At 54.2% G+C, this 23212-nt stretch carries 20 protein-coding genes and 1 pseudogene; 9 read left to right on the plus strand and 12 right to left on the minus strand.

The genetic code is table 11. The annotated features are described in order from the left end of the window. Window positions 1-716 (minus strand): annotated as a pseudogene (locus NW843_RS07170) (glycosyl transferase family 1); the annotation flags it as partial. A 171-nt stretch (window positions 717-887) separates the two neighbouring features. Here NW843_RS07170 and NW843_RS07175 point away from each other — a divergent pair. The 4 genes from NW843_RS07175 to NW843_RS07190 all read left to right on the plus strand — a co-directional run bounded on the left by NW843_RS07175 (window position 888) and on the right by NW843_RS07190 (window position 3477). Further along, window positions 888-1031 (plus strand): hypothetical protein, encoded by a 144-nt coding sequence (locus tag NW843_RS07175; RefSeq protein ID WP_011432125.1) that lies wholly within the window; start codon window positions 888-890, stop codon window positions 1029-1031. 579 nt (window positions 1032-1610) lie between these two features. After that, window positions 1611-2510, plus strand: a complete 900-nt coding sequence (locus tag NW843_RS07180; protein WP_414522524.1) for a 2OG-Fe(II) oxygenase — start codon at window positions 1611-1613, stop codon at window positions 2508-2510. 17 nt (window positions 2511-2527) lie between these two features. After that, window positions 2528-2665, plus strand: a complete 138-nt coding sequence (locus tag NW843_RS07185; protein ID WP_414373256.1) for a glycosyltransferase family 2 protein — start codon at window positions 2528-2530, stop codon at window positions 2663-2665. 44 nt (window positions 2666-2709) lie between these two features. After that, on the plus strand, window positions 2710-3477 hold the full coding sequence (locus NW843_RS07190) for a glycosyltransferase family 2 protein (protein WP_414522525.1): 768 nt from the start codon (window positions 2710-2712) through the stop codon (window positions 3475-3477). 109 nt (window positions 3478-3586) lie between these two features. Here the strand turns inward: NW843_RS07190 and NW843_RS07195 are convergent, their stop codons facing one another. Then, window positions 3587-4138 (minus strand): type IV pilin protein, encoded by a 552-nt coding sequence (locus tag NW843_RS07195; protein ID WP_414522526.1) that lies wholly within the window; start codon window positions 4136-4138, stop codon window positions 3587-3589. Between the two features lie 203 nt (window positions 4139-4341). On the opposite strand from NW843_RS07195, the gene NW843_RS07200 reads away from it, so the two are divergent. Next, window positions 4342-7266, plus strand: a complete 2925-nt coding sequence (locus tag NW843_RS07200; RefSeq protein WP_414522527.1) for a methyltransferase domain-containing protein — start codon at window positions 4342-4344, stop codon at window positions 7264-7266. A 66-nt stretch (window positions 7267-7332) separates the two neighbouring features. Beyond that, the gene (locus tag NW843_RS07205) at window positions 7333-8661 is read left to right on the plus strand and encodes a hypothetical protein (RefSeq protein WP_414329087.1); all 1329 of its coding nucleotides are present in this window, start codon (window positions 7333-7335) and stop codon (window positions 8659-8661) included. 23 nt (window positions 8662-8684) lie between these two features. Here the strand turns inward: NW843_RS07205 and NW843_RS07210 are convergent, their stop codons facing one another. Both NW843_RS07210 and NW843_RS07215 read right to left on the minus strand, forming a co-directional pair. Beyond that, on the minus strand, window positions 8685-9203 hold the full coding sequence (locus NW843_RS07210) for a phosphoribosyltransferase (RefSeq protein ID WP_414329088.1): 519 nt from the start codon (window positions 9201-9203) through the stop codon (window positions 8685-8687). A 65-nt stretch (window positions 9204-9268) separates the two neighbouring features. Next, window positions 9269-10189 carry a branched-chain amino acid transaminase gene (locus tag NW843_RS07215; RefSeq protein WP_011432133.1) on the minus strand — a complete coding sequence of 307 codons (921 nt, stop codon included), beginning with the start codon at window positions 10187-10189 and terminating at the stop codon, window positions 9269-9271. Window positions 10190-10565: 376 nt separating this feature from the next. Here NW843_RS07215 and NW843_RS07220 point away from each other — a divergent pair, with 376 nt between their 5' ends. Continuing rightward, window positions 10566-10850, plus strand: coding sequence for a PepSY domain-containing protein (locus tag NW843_RS07220; RefSeq protein ID WP_414522528.1), 285 nt, complete (start codon window positions 10566-10568; stop codon window positions 10848-10850). A gap of 240 nt (window positions 10851-11090) precedes the next feature. Then, window positions 11091-12533 (plus strand): hemolysin family protein, encoded by a 1443-nt coding sequence (locus tag NW843_RS07225; protein ID WP_414522529.1) that lies wholly within the window; start codon window positions 11091-11093, stop codon window positions 12531-12533. A 15-nt stretch (window positions 12534-12548) separates the two neighbouring features. Here the strand turns inward: NW843_RS07225 and NW843_RS07230 are convergent, their stop codons facing one another. Beyond that, window positions 12549-14090 carry an aminotransferase class I/II-fold pyridoxal phosphate-dependent enzyme gene (locus NW843_RS07230; RefSeq protein WP_414522530.1) on the minus strand — a complete coding sequence of 514 codons (1542 nt, stop codon included), beginning with the start codon at window positions 14088-14090 and terminating at the stop codon, window positions 12549-12551. 122 nt (window positions 14091-14212) lie between these two features. On the opposite strand from NW843_RS07230, the gene NW843_RS07235 reads away from it, so the two are divergent. Next, window positions 14213-14779: a DUF2854 domain-containing protein gene (locus NW843_RS07235; protein ID WP_414522531.1), complete on the plus strand. Its 567-nt coding sequence runs from the start codon at window positions 14213-14215 to the stop codon at window positions 14777-14779. 193 nt (window positions 14780-14972) lie between these two features. On the opposite strand, the gene NW843_RS07240 is transcribed toward NW843_RS07235, so the two are convergent. The 7 genes from NW843_RS07240 to NW843_RS07270 form a co-directional block, all read right to left on the minus strand. Then, a complete protein-coding gene (locus NW843_RS07240; RefSeq protein ID WP_414522532.1) occupies window positions 14973-17063 on the minus strand; it encodes an AMIN domain-containing protein in 2091 nt (696 codons plus the stop codon). A gap of 262 nt (window positions 17064-17325) precedes the next feature. Beyond that, window positions 17326-18027: a hypothetical protein gene (locus NW843_RS07245; RefSeq protein ID WP_414522533.1), complete on the minus strand. Its 702-nt coding sequence runs from the start codon at window positions 18025-18027 to the stop codon at window positions 17326-17328. Then, complete coding sequence (locus tag NW843_RS07250) at window positions 18027-18734, minus strand: PilN domain-containing protein (protein ID WP_414419005.1); 708 nt, start codon at window positions 18732-18734, stop codon at window positions 18027-18029. The genes NW843_RS07245 and NW843_RS07250 overlap by 1 nt, the downstream gene beginning before the upstream one ends. 60 nt (window positions 18735-18794) lie before the next feature. Next, entirely contained in the window at window positions 18795-19877 is a 1083-nt protein-coding gene (gene pilM / locus NW843_RS07255; protein ID WP_414522534.1) for a type IV pilus biogenesis protein PilM, read from the minus strand. A gap of 254 nt (window positions 19878-20131) precedes the next feature. After that, window positions 20132-21757 (minus strand): circadian clock protein KaiC, encoded by a 1626-nt coding sequence (gene kaiC / locus NW843_RS07260; protein ID WP_011432142.1) that lies wholly within the window; start codon window positions 21755-21757, stop codon window positions 20132-20134. A 28-nt stretch (window positions 21758-21785) separates the two neighbouring features. Further along, window positions 21786-22088: a circadian clock protein KaiB gene (gene kaiB / locus NW843_RS07265; RefSeq protein WP_011430723.1), complete on the minus strand. Its 303-nt coding sequence runs from the start codon at window positions 22086-22088 to the stop codon at window positions 21786-21788. A gap of 2 nt (window positions 22089-22090) precedes the next feature. Beyond that, window positions 22091-23095, minus strand: a complete 1005-nt coding sequence (locus tag NW843_RS07270) for a circadian clock protein KaiA (protein WP_414522535.1) — start codon at window positions 23093-23095, stop codon at window positions 22091-22093. Between the last annotated feature and the right edge of the window lie 117 nt (window positions 23096-23212).

Below are 23212 nucleotides of genomic sequence, written 5' to 3' on the forward strand. Positions count from 1 at the left end.
ACTTCCAAGTTCCTTAAGTTCAGATCCCCATTTTGGCTGCAGTTAAAGGAAATCAGAGAATGGGCAAACCATTTGGCTGCCTCTTGGCGGTTGGCTGTTTTGATGAGGATGGGCAAATCTGCATTCTTTATGGCTTGAACCAGCCGGCAACGCCTGGGATGGCGGGATCCCTGTTGGCCGATAAAGACCACTTGATTTTCTCTATCTTCCACCCAATCGTGGGTAACAGTGCGCATGGAGATAAGAGGCAACCAGGCAAGATTCTCAGCGCCTGCTGCGGCAAACCAGTGCAAATGCTGGAAGTTATAGGCAGTAGCGACGTAATCAAAGCCTTCAGTAGCCCAGTAGGCCAAGAGATGGTTGATGGGAAACTTCCAGTGGTGGGTGTCTCCAGCAAGCAAGAGTGTAGGGCAGCCAAACTTCTTCGTATTTAAGGGACTGATCTGGTCGAAACTGGAAGTCCAAACAACAACTAGGTCAAACTCCTTATTTGTAATTTGCTCAGACTGCTGCACAAAGTCATAGAGGTCATAGTCTCCCTCTGGGCACTCCACCAATTCCTTAGAGAGATTGACAAAGTTTAGTCCAAAGCCCTTGGCTCTCCTCTTGGGGCAAAGACTGACCTGCCGATCTGAAAGCTGCGGGGGCGGGATATAGTCTGGCGGAGTTGGCCAATTGAGGAGAATTCGCGGAGCATTGGCCTTGATGTCTTGCATTTCTCGACTCCCCAAGTTGAGCGGCAGGTTCTTCTAGCTCCTACAGGCTACTAGGATTGGACACAACAACAAGGGATCTCTGTTGCCCTGGAAAACGATAAGCCGAGCATAGGTTATAAGCAACCCCATGGATCCCTGTCTGCAAGAGCCGAATCCAGTTTACCTGCCTGGATGGCCCCTACCCAAGACGAGCTCTCCTACGACAATGGCATACCCATGGAAAGCTGGCGGCACACGTGCCAGATGGACTTGCTCATCTCCACCACCCATGCCGAGCGAGGTTTTGAGGCTGTACCCAGCGAAGTGGGAGGGTAGGAGGCCACCTGGATTCTGTGGGCCACTGCCGCTGGGGAACTGATGCCTGCCAAGGCTGAACTGGAGCAGCAAAGGGCTGAGCGCCTGGCCTAAAAGTTGTGAGAACTGGGGGTGGATCCGGGTACATTAAGCTAGAGCAGACGTCAGGGATCCCTCCCCATGGATTGCCAAGACCTTGCTCAGGATCTTCTCCTAGAACTGGAGCAAGCTCAGAGTCTCACCCAGCTCTTAGATTGGGCTTTAGCCTGCCTTCCTAGCCAGCAAATCTTCTGCCAGATTGGCTGGGAAGAGTCCGCAGCTGTTTTGCAGGCAATGCTTCGCTATCCTGAAAAGTTAGCAGTGATTCTACGGAATCCCCTACAGAGCTCATCCGAAAAGTCAATCAGCACAGAAGATATCCAAACCCAAATTTCTCAGTTGGGATTAGAAGAACGGGTTCTACTCCTAGAAGGCCCCATCCCTGCCCTTTTGGCAGATCTCGGTCAATGTTTCCCAGAGACCCAGATTGGCGTTTGTTTCTGGACTGAACTCACGGACTACCGTACCTGTCTGCTTCAGTCTTTGCTACTGCGGGATTACTTGGCCGACTCAGCCCTATACTTGGTCAACCATTGCCGCTACGGAGCCATAGCCCAAGCCAACCTAGATTTGATGGGGATAGATCCCAGTTTTCATCTGCAGAAGGTTTTGCCCAATCTAGGCCAAGGGATCCATCTCCTCACTTGGGATCCCCAGCACAAAGGGTTAACCGAGCAGGATCTCGCTCACATCCAAGCAATTGGCCCTGGATCACTGCTGGCAGCTAACCCGGTATTCCTGACTTTTACCCAGCCGGATCCCTCAGAACCCAACCGGTTTTACCCCTGTAAATACATCAAGCTGGATAACTTCCTGCCTCAAGAGCTCAACCAAGCCATTCTCCAACATGCCATTACCCACCAAGACAAGTTTATCCCTTCCAAGAGCTACAGCAAGAGCAACACCGAGGCAGAGTCACTAAAATTTCGCCGCTCCCTGAGGCTGGACTTCGCTTACTTTCAGGAGCATGGATCCCTGCTGCGAGAAAAAATTGCGGCTGTTGCTCCCCAAATCTTCGCCGAGCTAGGCATTGAGAACTTTGACATTCAAATCTTTGAGATGGAGATGATTGCCAGCCATGATGGCTGCTTCTTTACCGCCCACACCGATAACTCCTACCCACAAACTGCCTTCCGCCAGGTGAGCTGCGTATATTACTTTCACAAAGAGCCAAAGCCTTATCGAGGAGGTGAGCTGCGCATCTACGATACCCAAAGGCAAAAACCTCATCCACCAATCCTGCACGGGGCATACGATGAGGTAACTCCTACAAATAACAGCATCGTCTTCTTCTCCAGCAGTTGCCTACATGAAATCCTGCCGGTATTTAGCCCTAGCCAAGCCTTTGCCGATAGCCGCTTCACTATCAATACCTGGTTAGGATCTAAGCAATTCACCTAAAGGCTTGCAGATCCACCATGGCCAGAGTTTGCATAATTACCACTGTTCGGGATCCAGGCGTGTGCTTGGAGTCGTTCATTCGCTATCACCTTGCCCTTGGAATTGCCCATATTTATATCTTCTTTGACGATCCAGAGGATCCCACTTTCAGGTAGCACTTCAGTTTTCCAATGTAACGGCTATTCCCAATGATGAAGCTTTGCAAGTTCAACAAGCATTGGGGAATGTTCTCTATCCAAAATATGGCCCTCATACTGGCTATGAGGTTATGGCTCGCCAGATCCTTAACGTAGAAACTGCTATACAACTTGCTCTGGATCAGGGCATGGACTGGATTCTTCATATTGATGGAGATGAGCTTTTTTATCCTGGCCAGATGATGGCTTTGGATTGGTTTGATCAAGTAAGCGACGATATATTCCAGGTTACGTTTCTAAACCACGAAGCAGCTCCTGAAGTATTTGAAGTCGAGGACTATTTTCGCGATGTCACTCTATTTAAGAAAAACCCTGCTGCCTTAGAGCCAGGACTCTGTACTGAGTTTCAGAGAGTTTCCGGCAAGAGTCAATACTTTTTAGCTTATCAAAATGGAAAGTCAGCAGCTCGGATCTATCCCTCTCTTCTGCCTAACAGCGTACATAGCTTTGATATTCCAGGGGATCATACTCTAGTAACGTCGTCTCCCTCTATTTTGCACTACTTAAACTGCGGATTCCAGAACTACTATAAAAAATACGCCCAACTGGGAAACTTTCCCGACTACTGGTGGCGCTCAAAGTCTAATCCTATTCGGGTTCCCTTTCACTTGGCCTCACGGGACGCTTATTGCTCAGGAGATAGAACTCGCATGGCAGCTCTCTATCAGGAGTTTATACTTTACAACAATTCTGAAACCAACCAGAACCTCATCGAAAAGGGTATTCTTACTCGCATCTCCTACCCATCACAGTTACTGTCCTCGCTCTAGTTCACTGGTTTAGCCTAGAGCCCTTGCCTACTCTTGAGGGAGACTGGAGCAACTGAAATAAAAAAGCTCCCCACAGGGAGCCACGGAGTACATAAAGTAGAGATAGAAACTAGTCAAAGACGTTGCAGCTCTTACCAACAAAGGTAGCCATAGTAGTCACAGCTGTCTCCTGTGATCCCAGCCCAATGGTGCATTGAATTCGGCTGCCGGAAGCGGTAAGGTAGCGGCTTGCACCTGTGACAGCAGTGGTGTCCCAGCGCATCCCCTGAGGCGCAGTAGAAGAAGTAACGGTGGCCACTGGTGTTTGGTAATTGGGGGCGCTCCAGGGATCATTCATAAACTTATCGCCCCTAGCGCCGCAGGAATCAGCCCCAGTAGTGCTAGGACATCCGAACTGAATTCTGGTGTATTTTTCCGGGTACACGCCAACATCTAGGCGATAGACTTCAGAACCACGACCCACTGCCGTGAGAGCTGCTTGAGCTTCAGCAGTGCGGGAGCGGCGCACTTGGTTCAAGAATTGAGGGATCGCCACCGCCGACAGCACGCCGACAATCACGATCACCACCAGCAGTTCGATCAGGGTGAAGCCTTTGGCTTGGGAGAGAAGTTGCTGAGCCAGCTTGGCCCGCAACAGAGACTGACGAGACTTTGCGCTCATGAGTACCAGATCCTTTAGCAAACTAGAGAGTTAACTGTGCAGCTCACCTGCTAGTGCTAACTTACCCCGCTCAAGGGCGATTCATAACAGCCTGCTCCCTGGCGCAATTGCGGATTTTTGCCAGATGAGCCTGACACAGGTCAGTGGTTTAGCTGAGCCGGCCTCAGCATGGCAGACTAAGACTAGCACTCTTCCTTCAACCTATGAACCCTACGCTGCAAGCCCGGATCCTGGAAGCCAAGCAACTGTTTCAGCAGTCTCCCGATACCTTTGCGGAGTGGTTGGTGGCTTTTTACCGAGAGCAAGGCGCAAAGGATTGGCAGGAGTTCCTGTGGGGTTTCTTTGATCTCTCCCCATCTTCATTGGCCAATGAGCCAGCCTTCCCCTCTGAGCCAGAGGCAATTACCCTATCGGCGCTGGAGCAGGCCTTGGCTGCTGGCCAGCTGAGCCTTGCTTACCAGCTCTACACGCCTCTGGTGAGGGCAGGGATCCTGTCCCAGGAGAAAGTCTTGGATTTGTTGCTATCCCTCGCAGGCCGTCTAGAAAATAGCCCCACGCAGGATCCACAGCAGCGTCTCCAGGTTTGTCTGAAGCTGCGGGAGATGGCCTTTGAGCTGGATCCAAGCCGGCGGGACAACACCCAAGTTTTGCTGATGCGGGCCCTGCAAGCTCAGGATGAGCTGGCAGTTGGCTTTTATGGGCAAGCCCTACTGGAGAGCCTAGGCGGCGAGAAGAGCCTCGATATTACTCAGGAGCCACTCCTTACTGAATTGCTCGCGCGGCTATGGGACGATGGCTACCTGAGCTTGTTTTTTGAGGTGGCCACAACTTTACAAGTCTTTCTTCCGGAGGAACAAAGATCTGGATTTGCTGCTTTGCTGGCCCAGCTAGCCAATGCGGTGGATCCCGAGCAGGCGAAGCGCTATGAAGGTTTGTGGACGATAGAGGACTTAATCGGTGACTTTTTTCAGAGGGCAGCCCGCGCCTTCTTCCAGAACTCTACCAGTGATGGCTATTCCATTTTAGGAGAAGCTCTCATCACGGCGGCCGAGAGCTCACAGGTGCAAGAGAACTTTACTCTTCGTCTATCCCTTCTATCAGAATCGCTGGAAAAGTTGATCCATGCTGCCCAGCCAGAACGGATAAACCTTGTTATCCAGAAAATTATAGACTTAATTTTATCGAGGGAAGCCGACTTAGGATCACTAAGAATTAACGATGAAAATCTACTCGAGAGTCTAACGATTGCTAAAGCCATTCTGTTTCGAGTTTGCTTTTGTTGGAGTTATCTAACTGACGATCGCTCTCTGATTCGTCATTACCAACAAATTGGTGGTAGAATCTTTAACGACTGCCTAAGCTTAATGGCTTCTCAGCGAGACTTTCTTTGGTCGGAATATTGGCAGAAGAATCAGCAAGACTACTGCGGATCTGGCAGAACTAAGCGAAAGCTGAGGGTAGGCTTTCTGGGTAACTGCTTTCAGCGACATTCGGTTGGCTTTCTCAGTGAGGCTACTCTCAGGAACCTATCTCGCGATCTTCTGGACGTTGTCTACTACTACTACCAGGGGTGGAAAAATGAAGATATGGCCAGTCATGACAATATGTATCAAAAGTTTCGCTCTCACGAAAATCTCCATTTTCGCTTTTTTCCAGGAGAAACCAAGCCGCCTCAAGTAGCTGCTCAAGCGCGTGAGGATCGCATCGATATCATGGTTTTTATGGACTCCCTTACCAGTCACGATGCCAGCATCGTAGCAGCTTTGCGGGCCGCTCCTATCCAAATTGGTTGGCTTGGCGGAGATGCTGTCGGTTTGCCAGAATTTGATTACTTTTTCGCCGATCCCTATATCCTTCCTGAAGACGCCCAAGCCGATTACCATGAAAAAATTATCCGCCTGCCTAGCTACTGTGCTGTTGAGTATCTGGACATTACTCCTGCAGATGAGGTGAATTTCAAAAACAAGCTGAGAATAGGCCCGCAAGATATTGTTTTCCTAACTGCGGCCAGTGCTTACAAGCGTACCCCCGAATGTATTGATGCCCATCTGCAAATCCTGAAAGCTGTTCCCAAGGGGATCTTGATCGTCAAAGGCTCGGGGGAAATTGCCACGGTTATCAGGCGTTACCAGGAAAGAGCTAAGGAATTGGATGTTTTGGATCGCGTCCGTTTTCTATCTCAAGCAAGCAGCGTGGAAGAGCACCGGGGCCAACTAGCTTTGGTGGATCTTGTTCTCGATACCTTTCCCTACACAGGCGCAACCCACACTATGGAAGCCCTCTACATGGGCGTGCCAGTTCTCACCTTGGTAGGTCGCCATTACTATGGTCGAATGAGCTATAGCTTACTTAGGAATATAGGTCTTGATGACTGTATTACCTGGTCAGTTGAAGAATTTATTGAGCGAGGAATCCAGCTGGCTAACAATCCAGAGCGACTGGCCAAGGCCAAACAGACTATTCGAGAGTCCTACAGTAAGTCGATCATCTGGGATCCAAAACGTTTGGCTATGGCTATTGAAAAAACCTATTTTGATCTGGCTCATAAACATCAGATTATCGACCAGGTTCCTCCTCTAGACGGGGGTGAACCTAGACTCCAGGTCAGTCAGCGTATCCGCCTTCATATAGGGGGAAAAGATCCCCATCCAGACTGGAAGATCCTAGACATCCAACCAAGAGAGTACGTGGATTACGTTGGCAACGCTATGGATCTCAGTCAATTTGAAGACAACTCCGTAGAAGCCATCTACGCCTCCCACGTTCTGGAGCACTTCGACTATGTGCGAGAATTGCCTGTTGTTCTCAAAGAGTGGCATCGAGTTTTACATTTCGGTGGCCAGTTAATGATTAGTGTTCCTGACTTACCTACTCTTTGTCACCTTTATATAGAGGAAGGAGCTTCCGCCGAGCAGCGATTTAGTATTATGCGCATGATGTTTGGTGGACAGACAGATGAGTATGACTATCACAAAGTTGGTCTCTCGTGGGAATATCTGTTCATGTTGCTGACTCAGGCAGGCTTTCGGATTATCCGCAAGGTAGATCGGTTCGGCTTATTTAATGACTGTAGTGAAATGGTTGTTTTCGGTAAACCTGTTAGTCTAAACATAATTGCGACCAAGTAAATTAAATTAAAATAAAAAAAGTTGTCTGGTTCTAGGCAATTCCTATCTCCCTAACTATCTTTTGGTATGAAATCAGTAGTTATTATCACCGCAGCCGACTCCAAGTTCTTCGATCTAGTGCAGGGAACTGTTCTTTCCATCCGAGGTAAGGAGCAGGGTAAATCTGTTGAGATAGGCTTCTTCGATTTGGGCTGTACCCCTGAGCAAGTAGACTGGCTTTCAAAACACGTCAATTACATTGTTGAGCCGGATTGGAACTATAACTTTGCTGGAGTTGAGAGTGTGCCTTCTTATCTGCGGGGATTACTAGCTCGGCCCCGGCTACGTAGGTACTTTCCAGACTATGAAGTTTATATTTGGATTGACGCAGATGCTTGGGTTCAGGATTGGTTCGGGATTGACTTGCTCATCCAGCGAAGCAAAAAGCGAGGGCTAGCTATTGTTCCGGAGATTGACCGAGGGAATAGATTACTCTATGGCCCAAAAGATTACCTAATTGATCTTAGTGAAGCTTACAGATACCACTTTCCCAGTCTGAGTGTCGAGGACTTACATACGTACCCCCTCCTTAATGCTGGTGTTTTTGCAATGTCCTATACTGCCAAGCACTGGGATCTTTGGGACTTTCGGCTTTCTCAAGCTTTAGCTAGAAGACCTTCTATCATAACCGATCAACTCGCTCTAAATGTAGCGGTCTATCTAGATGGGCTACTTAAGGAAACAGAACTTCTACCTGCCTATTGCAATTGGACTTGTCACTACGGACTGCCAAAATGGGATCCAAGGCAAAACCTACTTGTTGAGCCTTACCTACCTCACACTCCTATTTCTATCATACACCTAACCAGCCATAGTAAAAGAGAGGGAAGGCATGTACTATTGACCACTGAAGATGAGAAAATTGAAATGAGCTTAAAGTTTAGCGATGCCTCGCTGGAACACCAGAAGCAAAGCTTGACGCCTGCTTCCGCAGAGCAACTGAGTTTTACTACTTTAGGGATTTATCTAAGCCAGATTAATCTAGCTCTTTTTCCCGATTGGGATCCAAATCTTCGGGAATCAGTTACTGCAAGCTTGGAGCCTTTACTAAAGTCTATTCTGCTTAGTTCCAATCCTCAGCATTACGCTTTGATCGTGTCTGCAGAGCCAGACTACGGGATGGCGGAGTCAGTTCTGGAAGCCGCAGCAGCTAACGTTACTATCGAGCTTATGGATTTGGGACACGAGTTAAGTGTTGAGCCGTCTATTTCTTTGGTTAAAACTCTTAACTCTGAGCAGTGGAAGCGACTACTGGCTCGGGTTGATTACTACTACCCCCTTACTCACGAGCGAATCCCCGCAGGGATCCAGCCTGCCCTGGATAAGCTGCCCCGCTTCGAGTTTCCTACTGGTTAGAGCCCTGAGGTGATAAAGAAAAGTTAACCGGAAGAGCGTAGCAACTGCATCAGCTGCTGAGGCGTCATCTGCTCGTAGGGCTCAAAGGGCTGGTGGATCCAAGGGTTATCCGGCAAATAGTCCACATAGTAGTCGGGTTGATAGACGGAGGCGGCCTTGTACCACAGTACGCCGGTGCGGATCTCCTCGATGTAGAAGCCGTAGTGGTGCTTGAGCCAGTGGACAGAGCGCTTTAGGGTCATGCCGGAGTCTGCCAGATCGTCCACCAACAGCACGTGGCTGCCCAGGTTGGCGGTGGTCATGGCTAGATCCCGCGAGAAGGTCAGTTGCCCCCGCTGGCGGTTACCGGGCCCAGAGTAGGAAGAGGCTGAGAGAATAGCCAGGGGCAGGTCGAAAAGACGGGCCAAGGTATCGCCGATGCGCAGCCCCCCCTTGGCAATACAGACGATTTGGTTAAATTCCCACCCGCTTTCGTAGACTTTGACGGCCAACTCCTCGATTTTGCGGTGGTAGTCGGCCCAGGTGATGGAAATTTCGTGCAAGGGATCCCCCTCTACCCATCTAGAGTGCTCAGTTTAATAATGACGCTTCTCCCCTCGACTAGGGACTAGCTTTCTTTCAGAGGGATCACCTTCACCCAATGGGCATAGACGGGATCCCGATTTTCGGTAATTGCCGTCAGCTTCTGCCGCAACTGCTCGGTGATGGGGCGGGAGGGGGGCAGGACGTACTGCTCGATCTGGCGAATGGGGGTGATCTTGGCAGCAGTGCCGGTTAAAAAGGCCTCGTCAGCAATCAATAGCTCCGATTTGTCAACGGGCCGTTCTTGGGTAGGGATCCCCAGGTCGCGGGCCAGAGTGAGGACACTGTCGCGGGTGATCCCTTCCAAGATGTCTTGGTCGAAGCTGGGGGTAATCAGCACGCCATTGCGCACGATGAAGATGTTCATGCCCGAGGCTTCGCTCACTTTGCCCTGGGAGTTCATCAAAATGGCCTCGTCATAGCCAGCCTGCGCCGCCTCGGTTTTGGCCAAAGAGGAAGTGATGTAGGCGCCGGTGATCTTGCCCCGCAATGGTAGGCTGCGATCCTCTTGCCGGGCCCAAGAGCTGATGCGGCAACTGACCCCCTCCGGCGAGAGATAATCCCCCAATTCTAACCCGTACACGAAAAAGTCTTTCTCGATGTTGTGCAGCCGCGGTGAAATGCCCAAATCGGAGGTGTACACCAAGGGGCGGATGTAGAAAGACGTGGAGGGACGGTTTTTTCGGATCAGCTCGACGATCACCTGCTCAATCCGTTCAGCAGGGAGATCAAAACAGAGCAGGCGGGCGCTTTGACTCAGTCGTCGGCAATGGCGATCCAGACGGAACACCAGAACTTGATCCGGGTTTTGCGGATCAGGGATCCCGCGTAGGCCGCCGAACGCCGCTGTCCCGTAGTGCAGAGCATGGGTGGCAATGGAGATCTTCGCCTCAGCAAAGGGGACAATCTGGCCCTGAAAGTAGGCGTAGGGCAGAAAATCTGGCATGGTCGGCACCCACCGGGGTAGGAATGAGAGGTAGGAATATTATCACCGATTCGTGCAGTGCCGGGAGCTCCAACGTCAGCATGACTTCCCTGCCTGTAGTAGCAGCACGCGGGATAGGCGTAGAGGTATTCCTCCCCCGCAGCAGCGTTGTTTAGCCAGTCAGTTTCCGAGAGGGTTGGATTGGAGAAGCAAACAGTTCGTAGCTGAAGAGGGGCCGAGCAGCTACACCCTATGACGCAAAGGGGATGAACTCCTTGCGAAGGCAGCAATGCTCCTTGTGGCAAGGCTTCTTGAGTCTCAGGGTGGTAGGGTAAGGAGGTGGTTGCTCAAGCAGCTGTAAATAAAGCCTGCAAAACTTTCGATTACTGCCTTACTTTTGCTTGGCATTTTGCCCCCCGCTAGCCCGATGCTGTCGACGGGTGGGAGCCGGAGGGCTGCTTTTGCCCAATCTTTTGCTCTGGGTATCCCCATTGAGGAAGCTATTCGGATCGCTCGATCTGCTGTTCCCAATGCTGTGATCAAAGAAGTTGAGTTGGAGCGCGAAGATAGACGCCTAGTTTGGGAAGTGAAATTTACCAACGATATTGAAGTCAAGATCGACGCCACTACCGGCAATATTGTCGATATCGACAACCAGCACTCAGGAGGTGCCCTTGCCTAGGCGGGGGTGAGCGTTGCCGGAAAAGGCTGTAGCTGCTACTGCTTGATGAAAAAGTAGCGACCTTGAGAACTGCGAAAGCTGGGTTGTGCAAAGGTCAGGGATCCCTTTCCTTTTGGGCATGGGGAAAGCGTCTACACGGTAGCTGCCTGATGGCTGAAACCAGTTCGACTGCCGGCCGAGGACAGGTGGCCGAGTCAGGCTGAGCTAGAATGCTGTCTATCCGTCTTGCTGCTCCCCCTGATGGACGACCCCCCTTTAGCCTCGGCGGCTACTTTCCCCAACACTGAGCTTTCGTGGGGAGACGCGTCGCTTAGTCTCCTTTGGGTCATCGGTCTTCTGGTCATCAACGCTTTCTTTGTCGCAGTCGAGTTTTCCTTGGTATCGGCGCGGCGCTCCCGCATGGTGCAGTTGGCGAGCGAGGGAAACCGCCAGGCGGCAATTGTGCAAAAAGCCCAGGAACAACTGGAATATGCCCTCTCCACCACACAGTTGGGCATTACTCTGGCCAGTGTATTGCTGGGCTGGATTGGAGCCACCCAAGTTTCGCCCACGCTGTTTTTGGCCTTGAGCCGCTTGGACTGGTTTCAGGGTGTGGATCCGGCCCTTATGCAGGGGGTGGCGGTGGTAGTGGTGTTTTCGCTGCTCACCTATTTTCAGATCGTGGTAGGGGAGCTGATCCCCAAGACTCTGGCCATCCTCTATTCCGAGCCGATTGCGCTGCAACTGGCCTGGCTCAATCGTTTGGTCAGCCGTATCCTAAGACCTTTTGTAGAGCTGCCCCGCTTTTCCTCTCGGTGTGTGCTGCGGCTTTTGGGAGTCCAGATTCCGGAGGCCAGCTCCTTTTACAGCACCATGACGGTGGAGGAGCTGCAACTGCTGATCGCCTCGTCGGTGGAGTCGGGCAACATCGAGGCGGAAGAGCGAGAGCTGTTGAGCAACATCTTCGAGTTTGGCGAGACGGTGGCCAGCGAGGTGATGATCCCGCGTACCAGCATCGACGCGGTGCCGGAAACTGCAACGGTGCAAGAGGTGCTGGCGGAGGTGGCGGAATCGAGGCACTCCCGCTATCCGGTCTTTGGCGAGTCTTTGGATGACATCCGCGGGCTGATCCACGTTAAGGAGTTGATCGGCCAGTTGGCCAAGGGATCCATAGATTTGCACAGCCCCATCACCAACTTCATCCGCGAGGCCCACTTTGAGCCGGAGAACAAGCCGATTGCCGAACTGTTGCCCGAAATGAGGCAGCACCACTGGCCGATGGTGGTGGTGGTGGATGAGTTTGGCGGCACGGCGGGCCTGATCACCATTCAAGACTTGGTGGAGGAGATTGTCGGCAAGCTCTCCGATGGCCCGGATCCCAACACCAAGGAGCCGGACATTCAAGAACTCGACGAAAATACCCTGCTCATTCAGGCTCAGCTAGATATTGAAGAGATCAACGAGCGCTGTGGCCTCAACCTGCCCCTGCACGAGGATTACCAGACGCTGGGGGGCTTTCTGATTTACCACATGCAGAAGATCCCGCGTGCTGGGGAAAAGTTCACCTACCAAGACATGGAGTTTCAGGTGGTGCGCATGGAGGGGCCACGGGTGGATCGGGTGAAGGTAGCCCGTCGTTCTGGCACTCCGGCAAACTCCCTGCCGCTGCTCCCCCCAGCGCAAACGGCAAAAGCCCGTCCATAAACCTGCTGGAGAGGACTAGGCCGTTGCTTTGACCACCTTCAGGGTTTGTAGGCGCACATCCTCTGGGCCGTTGATAAAGCCTCCTGCCTCATGCACCAACAGCAGATAGTCCACCGCCTCTTGGGTCACCTCTTCTCCCGGCACCAAAATCGGGATCCCAGGTGGATAGGGGGAGATGATCTCGGCGCAGATATGGCCCACTGCTTCTTGGAAAGGCACCCGCTGAATGGGAGCAAAAAAAGCCTCCCGGGGTGATAGCCGTTGTGGTGGCAAGCAAGGACGGGGCAGTTGTGCCAGCCGCTGCATTTTTTCCATTGCCGCTTTGGATGGGCGGGATCCCTGAAAATGTTGCGACAGGGCGGCGAAACTTTCCACCAGGCGGTCAATGTCTCGCTGGGTATTGCCGATGCTGACAATGAAGACCACATTGTGCAGGGTGGACATCTCCGGCTGCACGTGGAAGTGATCGTTAACCCAGTCGTGAGCGTCGAAGCCGAACAACCCCAGCTCTGTCACCGTTACCGTGAGACGGGTGCGGTCGAAATCGAAAAAACCAGGGGTGGAGCCGATACGCTCTGGGCCAAAACAGCGCAAGCCGGGGATGCGGTTGAGACGGGCGCGGGCTTGATCTGCCAAAGCCAAGGCTTGGCCCAGCAGGGCTTCCCCTTCTAAGGCCATCTGCCGCCGTGCCACATCCAGCGACATCATCAGCACATAGCTGGGACTGGTCGATTGCAGCAGTTGCAGAATGTTGCGCACCCGGTTGGGGTCGATACGGGATCCCTGCAGGTGGAGCAGCGAGGCCTGGGTCATGCCGGAGATCACCTTGTGGGTGGACTGCACCACCAGATCCGCACCGGCTTCCAAGGCCGAAATGGGCAATTGCGGATGAAACCCAAAGTGGGGCCCGTGGGCCTCATCCACCAGCAGCGGCAGGCCGTGGGCATGGGCGATGGCTGCCAGAGATTCCAGGTCGCAGCAAACCCCGTAGTAGGTGGGGCTGACTACCAAAACGCCTTTGGCATCGGGATGCTCCGCCAAGGCCCCCTCCAAACCGGCTGGGGTAATCCCGTGGGCAATGCCCAGCTCCGGGTCAAAATCCGGCTCGATATAGGCCGGCACCGCCCCAGAGAGGATCACCCCGGCAATGGCGGATTTGTGGCAGTTGCGCGGCAAGAGGATCTTGTCTCCCGGATCGCACACCGCCATCACCAGCGTTTCCACGCCGCAGGTGGAACCGTTGACCAAAAACCAACTGCGATCGGCGCCGTAGGCCGCTGCAGCCAGCTCCTGGGCCTCTCGGATCACGCCATCGGGGTCGTGGAGGTTGTCCACCTCTGGCAGCTCGGTCAGATCTGCCCGGAAGACGTTCTCTCCCAAAAAGGTCCGCAAGTCGGCAGGGATCCCACGTCCCTGTTTGTGGCCTGGCGTGTGAAAAGGAGCCTTATCCAAGCTGCAATAGTGGCGGATGGCCTCAAATAGAGGTGCTCGCTCCTGGGCTTTGCGATCCAGCGGGCGCAAGCAACGAGAGGTTTTGGACAGATTGGACAGAACCACAGACCACTCCTCAACACACCAGGTGGGCATTTTGTGATTATCCATCCCAATGGAGGCTAAGTCCACCGCTGGCGCTTTTCCTGCTAGCCTGGGTTTTCAGGTGGCCTTTCTTCCTCTCCTGTATGTTTGAAAAACTGCCCTTCCCCCTGAGCACTCTCGTGTTGCTGGCCGGGGCTGCCGCCACGGCTTGGGGCTTTGCCCACTACAACGATCCCACCCTCAATCTCATCGGCCTGTTTGCCGGGATCCCCTTGCTGTTGGGAGGGGTGACCATGAAGGTAGTGGAACTCAAGCCGGTACCTGCCCTGGCCGCCCCTTCTCTCGAGGTGATCCAAGCCCGCGCCCAGCAGGCCACGGAAATTCAAAAGCAAGTCCGCGCCGATATCACCAAATATAGCTACGGGGCTAATGCCCACCTGGAAGATGCCCTGGAGTTTCTGGGTCTGCGCGGCCCTCTGGAAGCAGATCTGCCCAAGGTGAGAGGGTACAGAGAAGAGCTGCGAGATGGCCGGTATACCTTGGTGCTTCTGTTCGATTCCCCCAAGGTTCCCTTCCAACAATGGCAGGAAAGCTACCAGAAAAAAATGCAAGGCTTCTTTGGCCGAGATGTGGAGGTGCAACTGGGGCAGCCCCAAGAAAATCAGGTGGAATTGGCGCTTGTTGCCCGAGGTGGATCCCAGGCCACTTGAAGAAGCCATTAGCTGCTGAATGCAACTCAACGGATCCCGAAGCTAATGCAGCCAGTAACTCAGGACTGTCGAGAGTTAACTCATGAGGGGTGTGGGGAGCTATAGGTCCTGCGCTGTGCCTGTAGTATCAGTGTTGGGAGAATGTCGCGAAACTTGGCAGTTCGGCATAACCCTATTTTACGGATTGGGAATTTTACGGATTGGGAGGAAGACCAAAAGCAACATTATCATCCATAATGTAGGGCGTTAGCATGAAGACCACCTCATTGCGCTCGTTATTCACACTCTGAGAGCGGAACAAAGCACCCAAAAGAGGCAAGTCGCCCAGTAAAGGCACTTTTTGAACTTCAACGATGTCCCTGTCTTGAATGAGGCCAGCAATAATAAAGGTTTGCCCATCTCTTAACCTGAGCTGAGATGCTTCCAGCCGCCTTCTGTCGATGTTAAAAAGTTGAATGCCTGCAAAGTCTCCGCCTTCCAATACTTGAATGGGTACAGGAATAGAAATTTCCGGCTGAATGGTCAGGGTGACAAACCCATTGTCATCTATCCTAACTTCTGAGACGTTAAGGATAACCCCGGCATCCTCCCGCTGTAAACGCTGAGTAACGACTGGGGGCTGGTTTTCTCCCTGGGGTATGGTGATGGTTTCAACGTTAACGGGCACACTGGTTGCAATGCTAATTCGACTGGATCCGCCATCTGCCACCACAACTTTGGGGTCAGTTAGAATTTTTCCAGTTCCATTTTGTATTGCAGACTGCACTCTTAGAGCCAAAGACTGCTGCAGCCGGTTGAGAGTGTTAAATATTCCCGTGATGGATCCTGATGGGCCTGCAGGGCCGATAGAGCTTACCGAGGATCCCGCAGGTTGATTGAGCGGTTGACCACCAAAATTGGCGTTTCCCAAGGTTCCAAGGGCAAAGTTGCCAGATGCCCCTCCCAAGTTAACTGATAAGCTTTCGTTTTTGTCCAAGCGAATATCAACTGCTCTCAGGGAAATCAGAACCTGTCGCCGACGCACATCCAATTGGGCAATCTGAGCAGCCGCGATGTCCTGCTGCCGCGAGTTGCCGATCACCGTAATGGAGTTGGTGCGCTCGTCCACAACGAATTGGGCACCGGGAGCAACGGCGTTCAAAACTCCTTCCAGCCGACTGGCCAAATCGGTGGCGACTGCCTGATTCACGCGGTAATTGCGCACCAGGATCCCAGTCACCCCTGGCAGGTTTTGTCCAACAAATACGGTTTGGCCTCTTCGCTGGGCCTGCAACTGTTTTAGCCGCAAGATAAAGTTGAATGTCTCCTGTAAGGGCGAGTCTTGCACATCCAGAGAGATGGTTAAATCGGGTGGGACGTCGTTGAGCACCACATTCAACCCTGCTCGCCGCACCAACAAGCTCAGCACATCGCCCACAGGAGCATCTTTCAAGGTCAAGCTAATCCTGGCATTGGATCCGAGATCCACTGTAGGTGGATCAGGCAGGATTGTGCCAACGGCAATATCGCCAGCAGGAGGAGCCACAGCTCTCCCCTGAAAAGGAGATTCGGTGGGCAAACTTCCCGGCGGCAATTGAGGTTGGTTGAGCTGGCCCACAGGGGGGACCTGAGAAATCACGGGTGCAGCAGGAACAGCAGGTGCAGGAGGAGCCGCTTGAGTTGTCTGCAGAGGGGCAGGGTTTTGAGCGACCGGTTGGGAGGCAGGGGCAGGAGCTGCGGGCTGAGGAACAGGAGCCACGGGCTGAGGTCGGTTTAGTGACGCCGGTTGGCCGGGCGCTACTGGGTTGGACGAGGGTTGAGGGGGAACCGCCGCTAGGGGAGCCGGTGGAGCAGAGGGTAGGCCCTCAAAGTCGAAGACCAACTGCGTCGGGCTGCGCCGAGCCAGCAAGCCTTGGGGAGCTGCGGCCACACCGGCTATTTCTATCCGCACGCTGTCGTTGCTCAACTGCCGGGCCTCAATGAAGCGCACCCCCGGCAGGGGAGACTCTTGGCGATAGCGGCCCTGGCTTCCGCTCAATTGAGCATTGGTGATGTCCCCGATCCAAGATTGTCCCTGCTGGGTAAAGAACACCTGTGGGCGAGCGCCCCCTTCGGTGTTGATCTCCAACTGCATGCGGTTGCCGTTGGGCACCAGGCGGATATCTGTGATGCGGCTGAGGCGTTGTGGGTTTGCGGAGGTCAACTGTTGAGCGGCTGCCTCATTGACCCGGCTTTCTAAGGCCAATGGGGGCAGGGACAGGATCAAGCCCAATGCACACCCATAAGCAACTCGACGGTTCATCATCCTCACACCTCACTCCTTCACCCAGTCGTATTCTTGCTTCACCTCGCCACGGGTGCCTTTGGCCTCGTTCACCCCGTGCTTCCCTAATCAAAGCCGAAATCTCGGACTTTGCCACTACCTGTAGCCGTTTCGGAAGAAATTTTTCCCAGATCTTCGATTCGGCAACACTATCCGTGCTGAACCGGCGGTTGTTCCCGTCTTCTGAAAACCAGAGGGGATCCCGCACTGGCAGGATCCCCCCCTGAGTCAAGGCATGGCTGGGCTACTGACCAGGTGCCGTTTGCCCTTCAGGTGGAGGAGCAGTGCCCAACGGAACGTCTTTGTTGTAGATGTAGGCAATCAAATCAAAAGCAGCGTCCAGTTCCCCTGTGTCTTGAACAGGATTTAAGCTGATGTTGCTCACCCGGAACAGCGTGCGCAGACGTTCTATATCTCCCATCAGATTGATCAGCTCCGTATAGGGGCCACGCAGAGCGACACGGGTGGTCTGCACTTGGATGGCGGGAGCGATGATCCCAGGCACTTCCGGATTGGCCGAAGACGCTGGAGTCAGTGGAGAAGGGCTAAAGCTGCGCAGCTCGCTGTTGGGCTGCCCCTGCACCAGCCGGTTGAGATCCAGCAGTTGCGTGTCGGCATTCTCGGGGGTGGAGAGCAGGGCACTGATCTGTTCCCGCTCCACGCGGGCTCTCTCGATCTGGTTGGGCACATCCTGCAAACTGGCAATCTGGCTCTTTATGTCCTGCAACTGGGTGGTTTTGTTGGCTACCTCCCTTTCCAAAGCCTGTACCTCCTCGATCAAGGGGCGAAGTTGGGTGAAGGCCAGAAACCCCGCCGCGCCTAGCCCTGTGATCCCGATTAAAAGACCAATTCGAATGGGGGTCAGCTCCACGCCCAGGAATACCGGCGGCCCTGCCGGGGGAACCACCAGTTGTTCGTCGGGAAAACCTTCAATCGATCCAGTCATCAGTTCGCCTCCACTCGACGCAAAATGCGGATCTTTTCAACCAAGCCTATCGCTCCCCGCTGCTCCAGCTCGCGGGTAAATTCTGGGTCAGGATCCCCCAGGGTACGAATGGTTACGGTTATGCCGTAGGTGACGCTGGGCTCGGTTAGGTCTGTGCCGTCCACCCGGGAGCTGCTGTTCAGGACGGCGCTGGTAACAAAGTTGGAATCCAGCAGGGTGAGCAAAAAGTCGTTCACCAGGGGAAAGTCCAGCGCCCCTCCTTGGATATTGACAGTATCCCCGGAAGCGCTGATGTTGGTTATCCATACCCCCTGGCCGGGGATCTTGCGCCGCAGCTCTTCCAAGATGGCCGACCAAGGCTGGACGGATCTCAGAAAGGAGCGGAACCCTTCCGTTTGGGCGCGAATGGTTTGCAGCTCTTGATTGGCATTCTGCAGCTGGGACAACTCAGCATTGGCTGTGCTGAGCTCACTGTCAAGGCGAGCCCGCTCCGCCCTCAAGGTTTCTCTCTGGCGGGAAAAGCTGTCTTGGAAATACCAAAAAGCTCCCATCGCTACAGCAGCAACAGCAACCCCCAGGCCAATGGCCGGGATCCAATTCTGGGATCCCTCTGCAGCCTCAGCTGCGACTACTGCTTCCCCACCTGTTCGAGCTGTGGTGAGGACATCCGGCCTTTCTTTGAGGAAATTGATCTCCGGTGTGTACATCTCTTTAACCGCCTTGTGCGCTATTCCATCGGTTGGGCGAGCTTGCGCTGCCTGCTGCCGCTACTTGGTGTCTTCCCGTAACGCCAACCCCAGGGCCACTCCCATTGCTGGGCGTTCCTCCAGGGGCAGTTCCACTGAATCCGGCACGACAATGTTGCCAAAGGGATCCGCCAACTCCACCGCCACGCTCAACGACTGAGATAAGAAGCCGTCGATTTGGCCGATGCTTGCCCCAGTTCCGGCCAGCAGTACTTTCACCACAGGCGAGCTGCTTTCTGTGCTCGTAAAGAAGTCGATGGAGCGCTTCAGTTCATCCGCCAAATCGGAGACAACGCGCGTTACTGCTGCTACACCGGGATTGCTGGGCGCTGGCTGTTCTCCCGTGGCCAAAATATCGGTGGGGTTGATCAAGGGTAACCTCAGAGTTCGCAACAGGTCGCCGGTGCGGCTAACCGGCAGATTCAGGGATTGGGCCAGCACCTGCCGCATGTGGATGGTGCCGATGTTGACGGTGCGGGTAAATTGCGGGATCCCGTTCACCAAAATGCTGATCTCGCTGCTGTCGTAGCCGATGGAGCTGAGCAACACGGCCTCCCGGGGGCCGTACTGGGTTAGCTGATCGCGGATGGTGCGAATGAGGGAGAAGCTGGCCAGCTCCACACAGCGCACCTGCAAGTTAGCCGCCTGCAGCACCTCTAGATAGTTGTCCACCACCTCTTTGGGGATGGCCACCAGCAAGACTTCGATGCGCTCAATGCCATCCTGGGAAAGATCGAGACCCAAGGGCTGGTAGTCGACATCCGCCTGATCCCGCGGATAGGGAATGTAAAGTTCGGCCTCCTGCTCCAAAACCACCCGGCGCAGCTCATCGGCAGGTAGGTCGGCAGGCAGGCGAATGAGACGAACGATGGCCTCCCTTACGGGCACTGCTGTGGCTGCCGGCAGGTTGGTGGGCACTTTGTTTTCATTGAGCAAATTCATCAGGATCAAGCCAACTGTGCTCGGATCGAGGATGCGCCCTTCGACCATCGCCCCTTCCGGCATGTCCACGCTGTGGTAGTGGGCCAGACGATAGCGACCATTGCCCTGCTTTTTCAGTTGGGCAACGGCGATGCGCTCGGGGTTGATGTCCACCCCAAGCATGGTTCGTGTTTTGGAACCACCAAGAAAACTAAGCACGCCGGGAAACCCCGCCCTTTGCGCTACTGCTAGAGGCATACTACCCAATTTGTAGGTGGGTTACCACTGTTCGCCATTGGCCGCGGGGAAATCCTTGTCTGGGCCGATCCCTCCTGCCAGCCGCAAGTGCAGGGCTTGCGCGGTGTTGAGCGGTGTTGGAAATTCGCTTGACTCAACGGGTCTGTTGCCGCGCCCACTCACGGAACTGTTGTAACCGCTCACAACCCTTCTTCCTCGAGGGCCTGGACGTTTTGCACAATCCGGGAGAGCTCGTTTTTCTCATCCACATTGATGCGGGTCGGGGATCCGCTGATGATGCGCTCGTAGCCCCGGAAGGAATCGCGGATTTGGATGCCCGCATTGGAGATCAGGTACTCGCGGATCCCTTTGTCGTGCCAGGATCCCCGCATTTTGAAGACGTTGAGGGCGCGGGCCATTTCTCCGCGGATCTCCACGTATTGCAGCAGGATAATCGTGTCGGTGATGGTGGAGATGTGGGATTCGGTGATGGAATGGGATCCCATGAATTGGTCGGTGGTGTTGGTGAAAAAGCCGGTGATCTCCTCCTGCTTGGCCAGGCCAGTTACCCCGATTACAAACTGGCGGAAGGCATTTTGGCTCACTCCCCGCGCCAGCGCCGACAGGGAGTCGATGGCCATGCGGGAGGGCTTGAAGGCCATCATCTCGGTTTTGATCTTCTGCAGGTGGTCTTCCAGGCCGGCAGATTCTGGGTAGGCGCAGATGATCTTGAGGAGGCCCTGCCGCTCGAACTCTTCCAGGTCAATGCCCCAGGAGGAGGCGTTGCGGGACAGCTGAGCCCGCGACTCTTCGTAGGCAAAGAGAATGCAGCGTTCCCCATCCAGGCAGCCCCGCTCCAGGAATTTGCTCACCAGCGAGGTTTTGCCCGTGCCGGTGGCGCCGGTGGCCAAAATAATCGAGTCTTTAAAGAAGCCGCCGCCGCACATTTCGTCCAGCTTCTCGATGCCGGAGGAGACCCGCACGTTGGAGGAGCGCTGGGTCAGTTGCATGGCTCCCAGGGGGAAGATGTTGATCCCGTCATTGGTGATGGTGAAGGGATATTCCCCCTTCATGTGGGTGGTGCCCCGCAGCTTCAAGATCTCGATGGTGCGCCGCCGTTTCTCTCCTTCCAGGATGTTGCGCAGGATCACCACGTTGTCGGAGACGAATTCTTCCACACCGTAGCGGGCGATGGGACCATACTCGTCGGTGCGCTCCGTGGTCATGACGGTGGTGACGTTGGCCTGCTTGAGGCGGGCCGTCAGGCGGAACAGCTCCCGCCGCACCACACCGGCAGGGTCGTACTGCTGAAAGATGGCCGTCACCGAGTCGATGGAGACCCGCTTGGCTTTGTATTTGCGAATGGCGTACTGAATGCGCTCGATGAGGGCCGACAAATCGAAATTGCCGCTCACCTCATAGCCTTCGGGATCGGGGGAGGCATCCAGGATAAACAGTTGGCCCCTGTCGATGAGGGCCTGCAGATCCCAGCCAAAGCTGGAGGCATTGCGAATGATATCGGCGGGGGTTTCCTCGAAGGTGACGAAGATCCCCGGCTCTTGATACTTCACAATGCCGTTGTAAAGGAACTGCATGGCAAACAGGGTTTTGCCGGTGCCGGAGGTGCCGCTGACCAAGGTGGTGCGTCCCAGGGGTAGCCCACCGTGACTGATGTCTTCAAAGCCCTCGATGCCCGTCTGTTTTTTGGGGATCCCTCGCAGCTCTGAGAGATCCGCTCGGTGGTTGTCTGGGGTTGGTTCGGTGGAGTCCTCTGCGGTGTTATCTTGTGGCTTTTCTGGCTCAGAAGGCCCCAATGACTGGTTCATCCCACTCTCCTTGCTCCTGCAGCCTGTCTCAAGCCTCTTCGTCCAATTCTTCGTAGAGCAGATCCAGGCCGATGAGCACTTTCTCGCGGTTGGACAGATCGCCAATAATCTTCCGCACCGGTGGCGGCAGGATTTTGGCCAAGGTCGGCGTTGCCAAGATCTTATCTTCCTCTGCCAGTTGCGGATTTTTCAAGACATCGATCACCTTCAGGCTGTACACGCCGCGGAACTCCTTTTCCAAGATGTCTTGCAAGGTGCTGAGGGCACGCAGAGAATTGGGGGTGTTGCCCGCCACGTAGAGCTTGAGAACATAGGCTTTGCGAGTGGACATATCTAAGGATCCCTTGGAGCGGTTTTGGGAATGGAGCGGCGGTACATTTCGCTCAGGTGGGCCATCACATCGATCAGGGTAAGGCGGTAATCCAGCAGGATCTCTTCGCTGCGGCCTTCCAGCTTCAATTGTTTGGCAAAGTCTTCCATCAAGTTCATGTGCAGCTCCAGCAGTTGAGCAGCGCCGATATCGGCAAAAAAGGCCAAGGCCACCAGTTCATCGATGCGGGCATTGGCGGTTTCGGGAGACTGAAAGTATTCCAGGACAATCGCCTGGTAAAGGCCGCGCAGCCGTTGCATCAAAGCTCGCTGCTCGTGGGGCGGAAGGCGGCGATAAAACAGCTCCGGGTCACGATGATAGTACACTCCGGCATAGCTCAGCCGTTCTCGCAATTTCTCCGCCAGCCGTCGCTGTTGTTGGTTGCTGTAGGCCAGGTAGGGCTGATCGCTGGGATGCGCTGGGCCCTGCGGGAGGCCGCAAGTGGGAGACATCTGCAGAAACAAGGCGATGGCCCGATCCACCAGCAGCTCCAAGACGGAAGGGGATCCCGAAGCGGTACAGTCGGCCCGCACCTGCCCCTTCAGCTCCTGTGGCGAAATGGGACGGACGAGGGTGGCGTTGTGGTAGAAAAACTGCTCTCGCTTGAGCAATGCTTTCACCAAAGATGAGGTGGCAGGGATCTCTCCTTCCGTCTCCGGTGTTTCCTTTTGCAGGTGGGATTCTTCCAGCACAATCGCCAGCACCGTCGGCAGCAGCAGCCCCCACGCGCAGAGCTGATTGCCCAGATCGTGCAACTCTTGCAGCCGAGTGGGATCCACCAGGAGCACCAAGCAATCGACATGGCCGTCTTGTCTCCTGAGAGCCTCTAGGAAGGTAGCTTGATCCTGAAAACACTCGACAACAAAGCGTTCAGGGGGTAGCCAGTCCTCGCAAGCTAGGGGCTCTCCTGCTGGCGGCTCCCAATCCAGCAACAGGTTGATGCGCAGTGGATGGGTGTCAGGCAACAAGACAAAGGATGAAGATATATTTCCTATCTTAAATCTGACCGGGATCCGCGCTCACCGGCCAGAGGAAAAGAGCGGGAGCATGACTCTAGTCAATGATACGCTGGACTATACTGGAAA

This window comes from Synechococcus sp. R5-12 (assembly GCF_047502655.1).
Classification (GTDB): domain Bacteria; phylum Cyanobacteriota; class Cyanobacteriia; order Thermostichales; family Thermostichaceae; genus Thermostichus.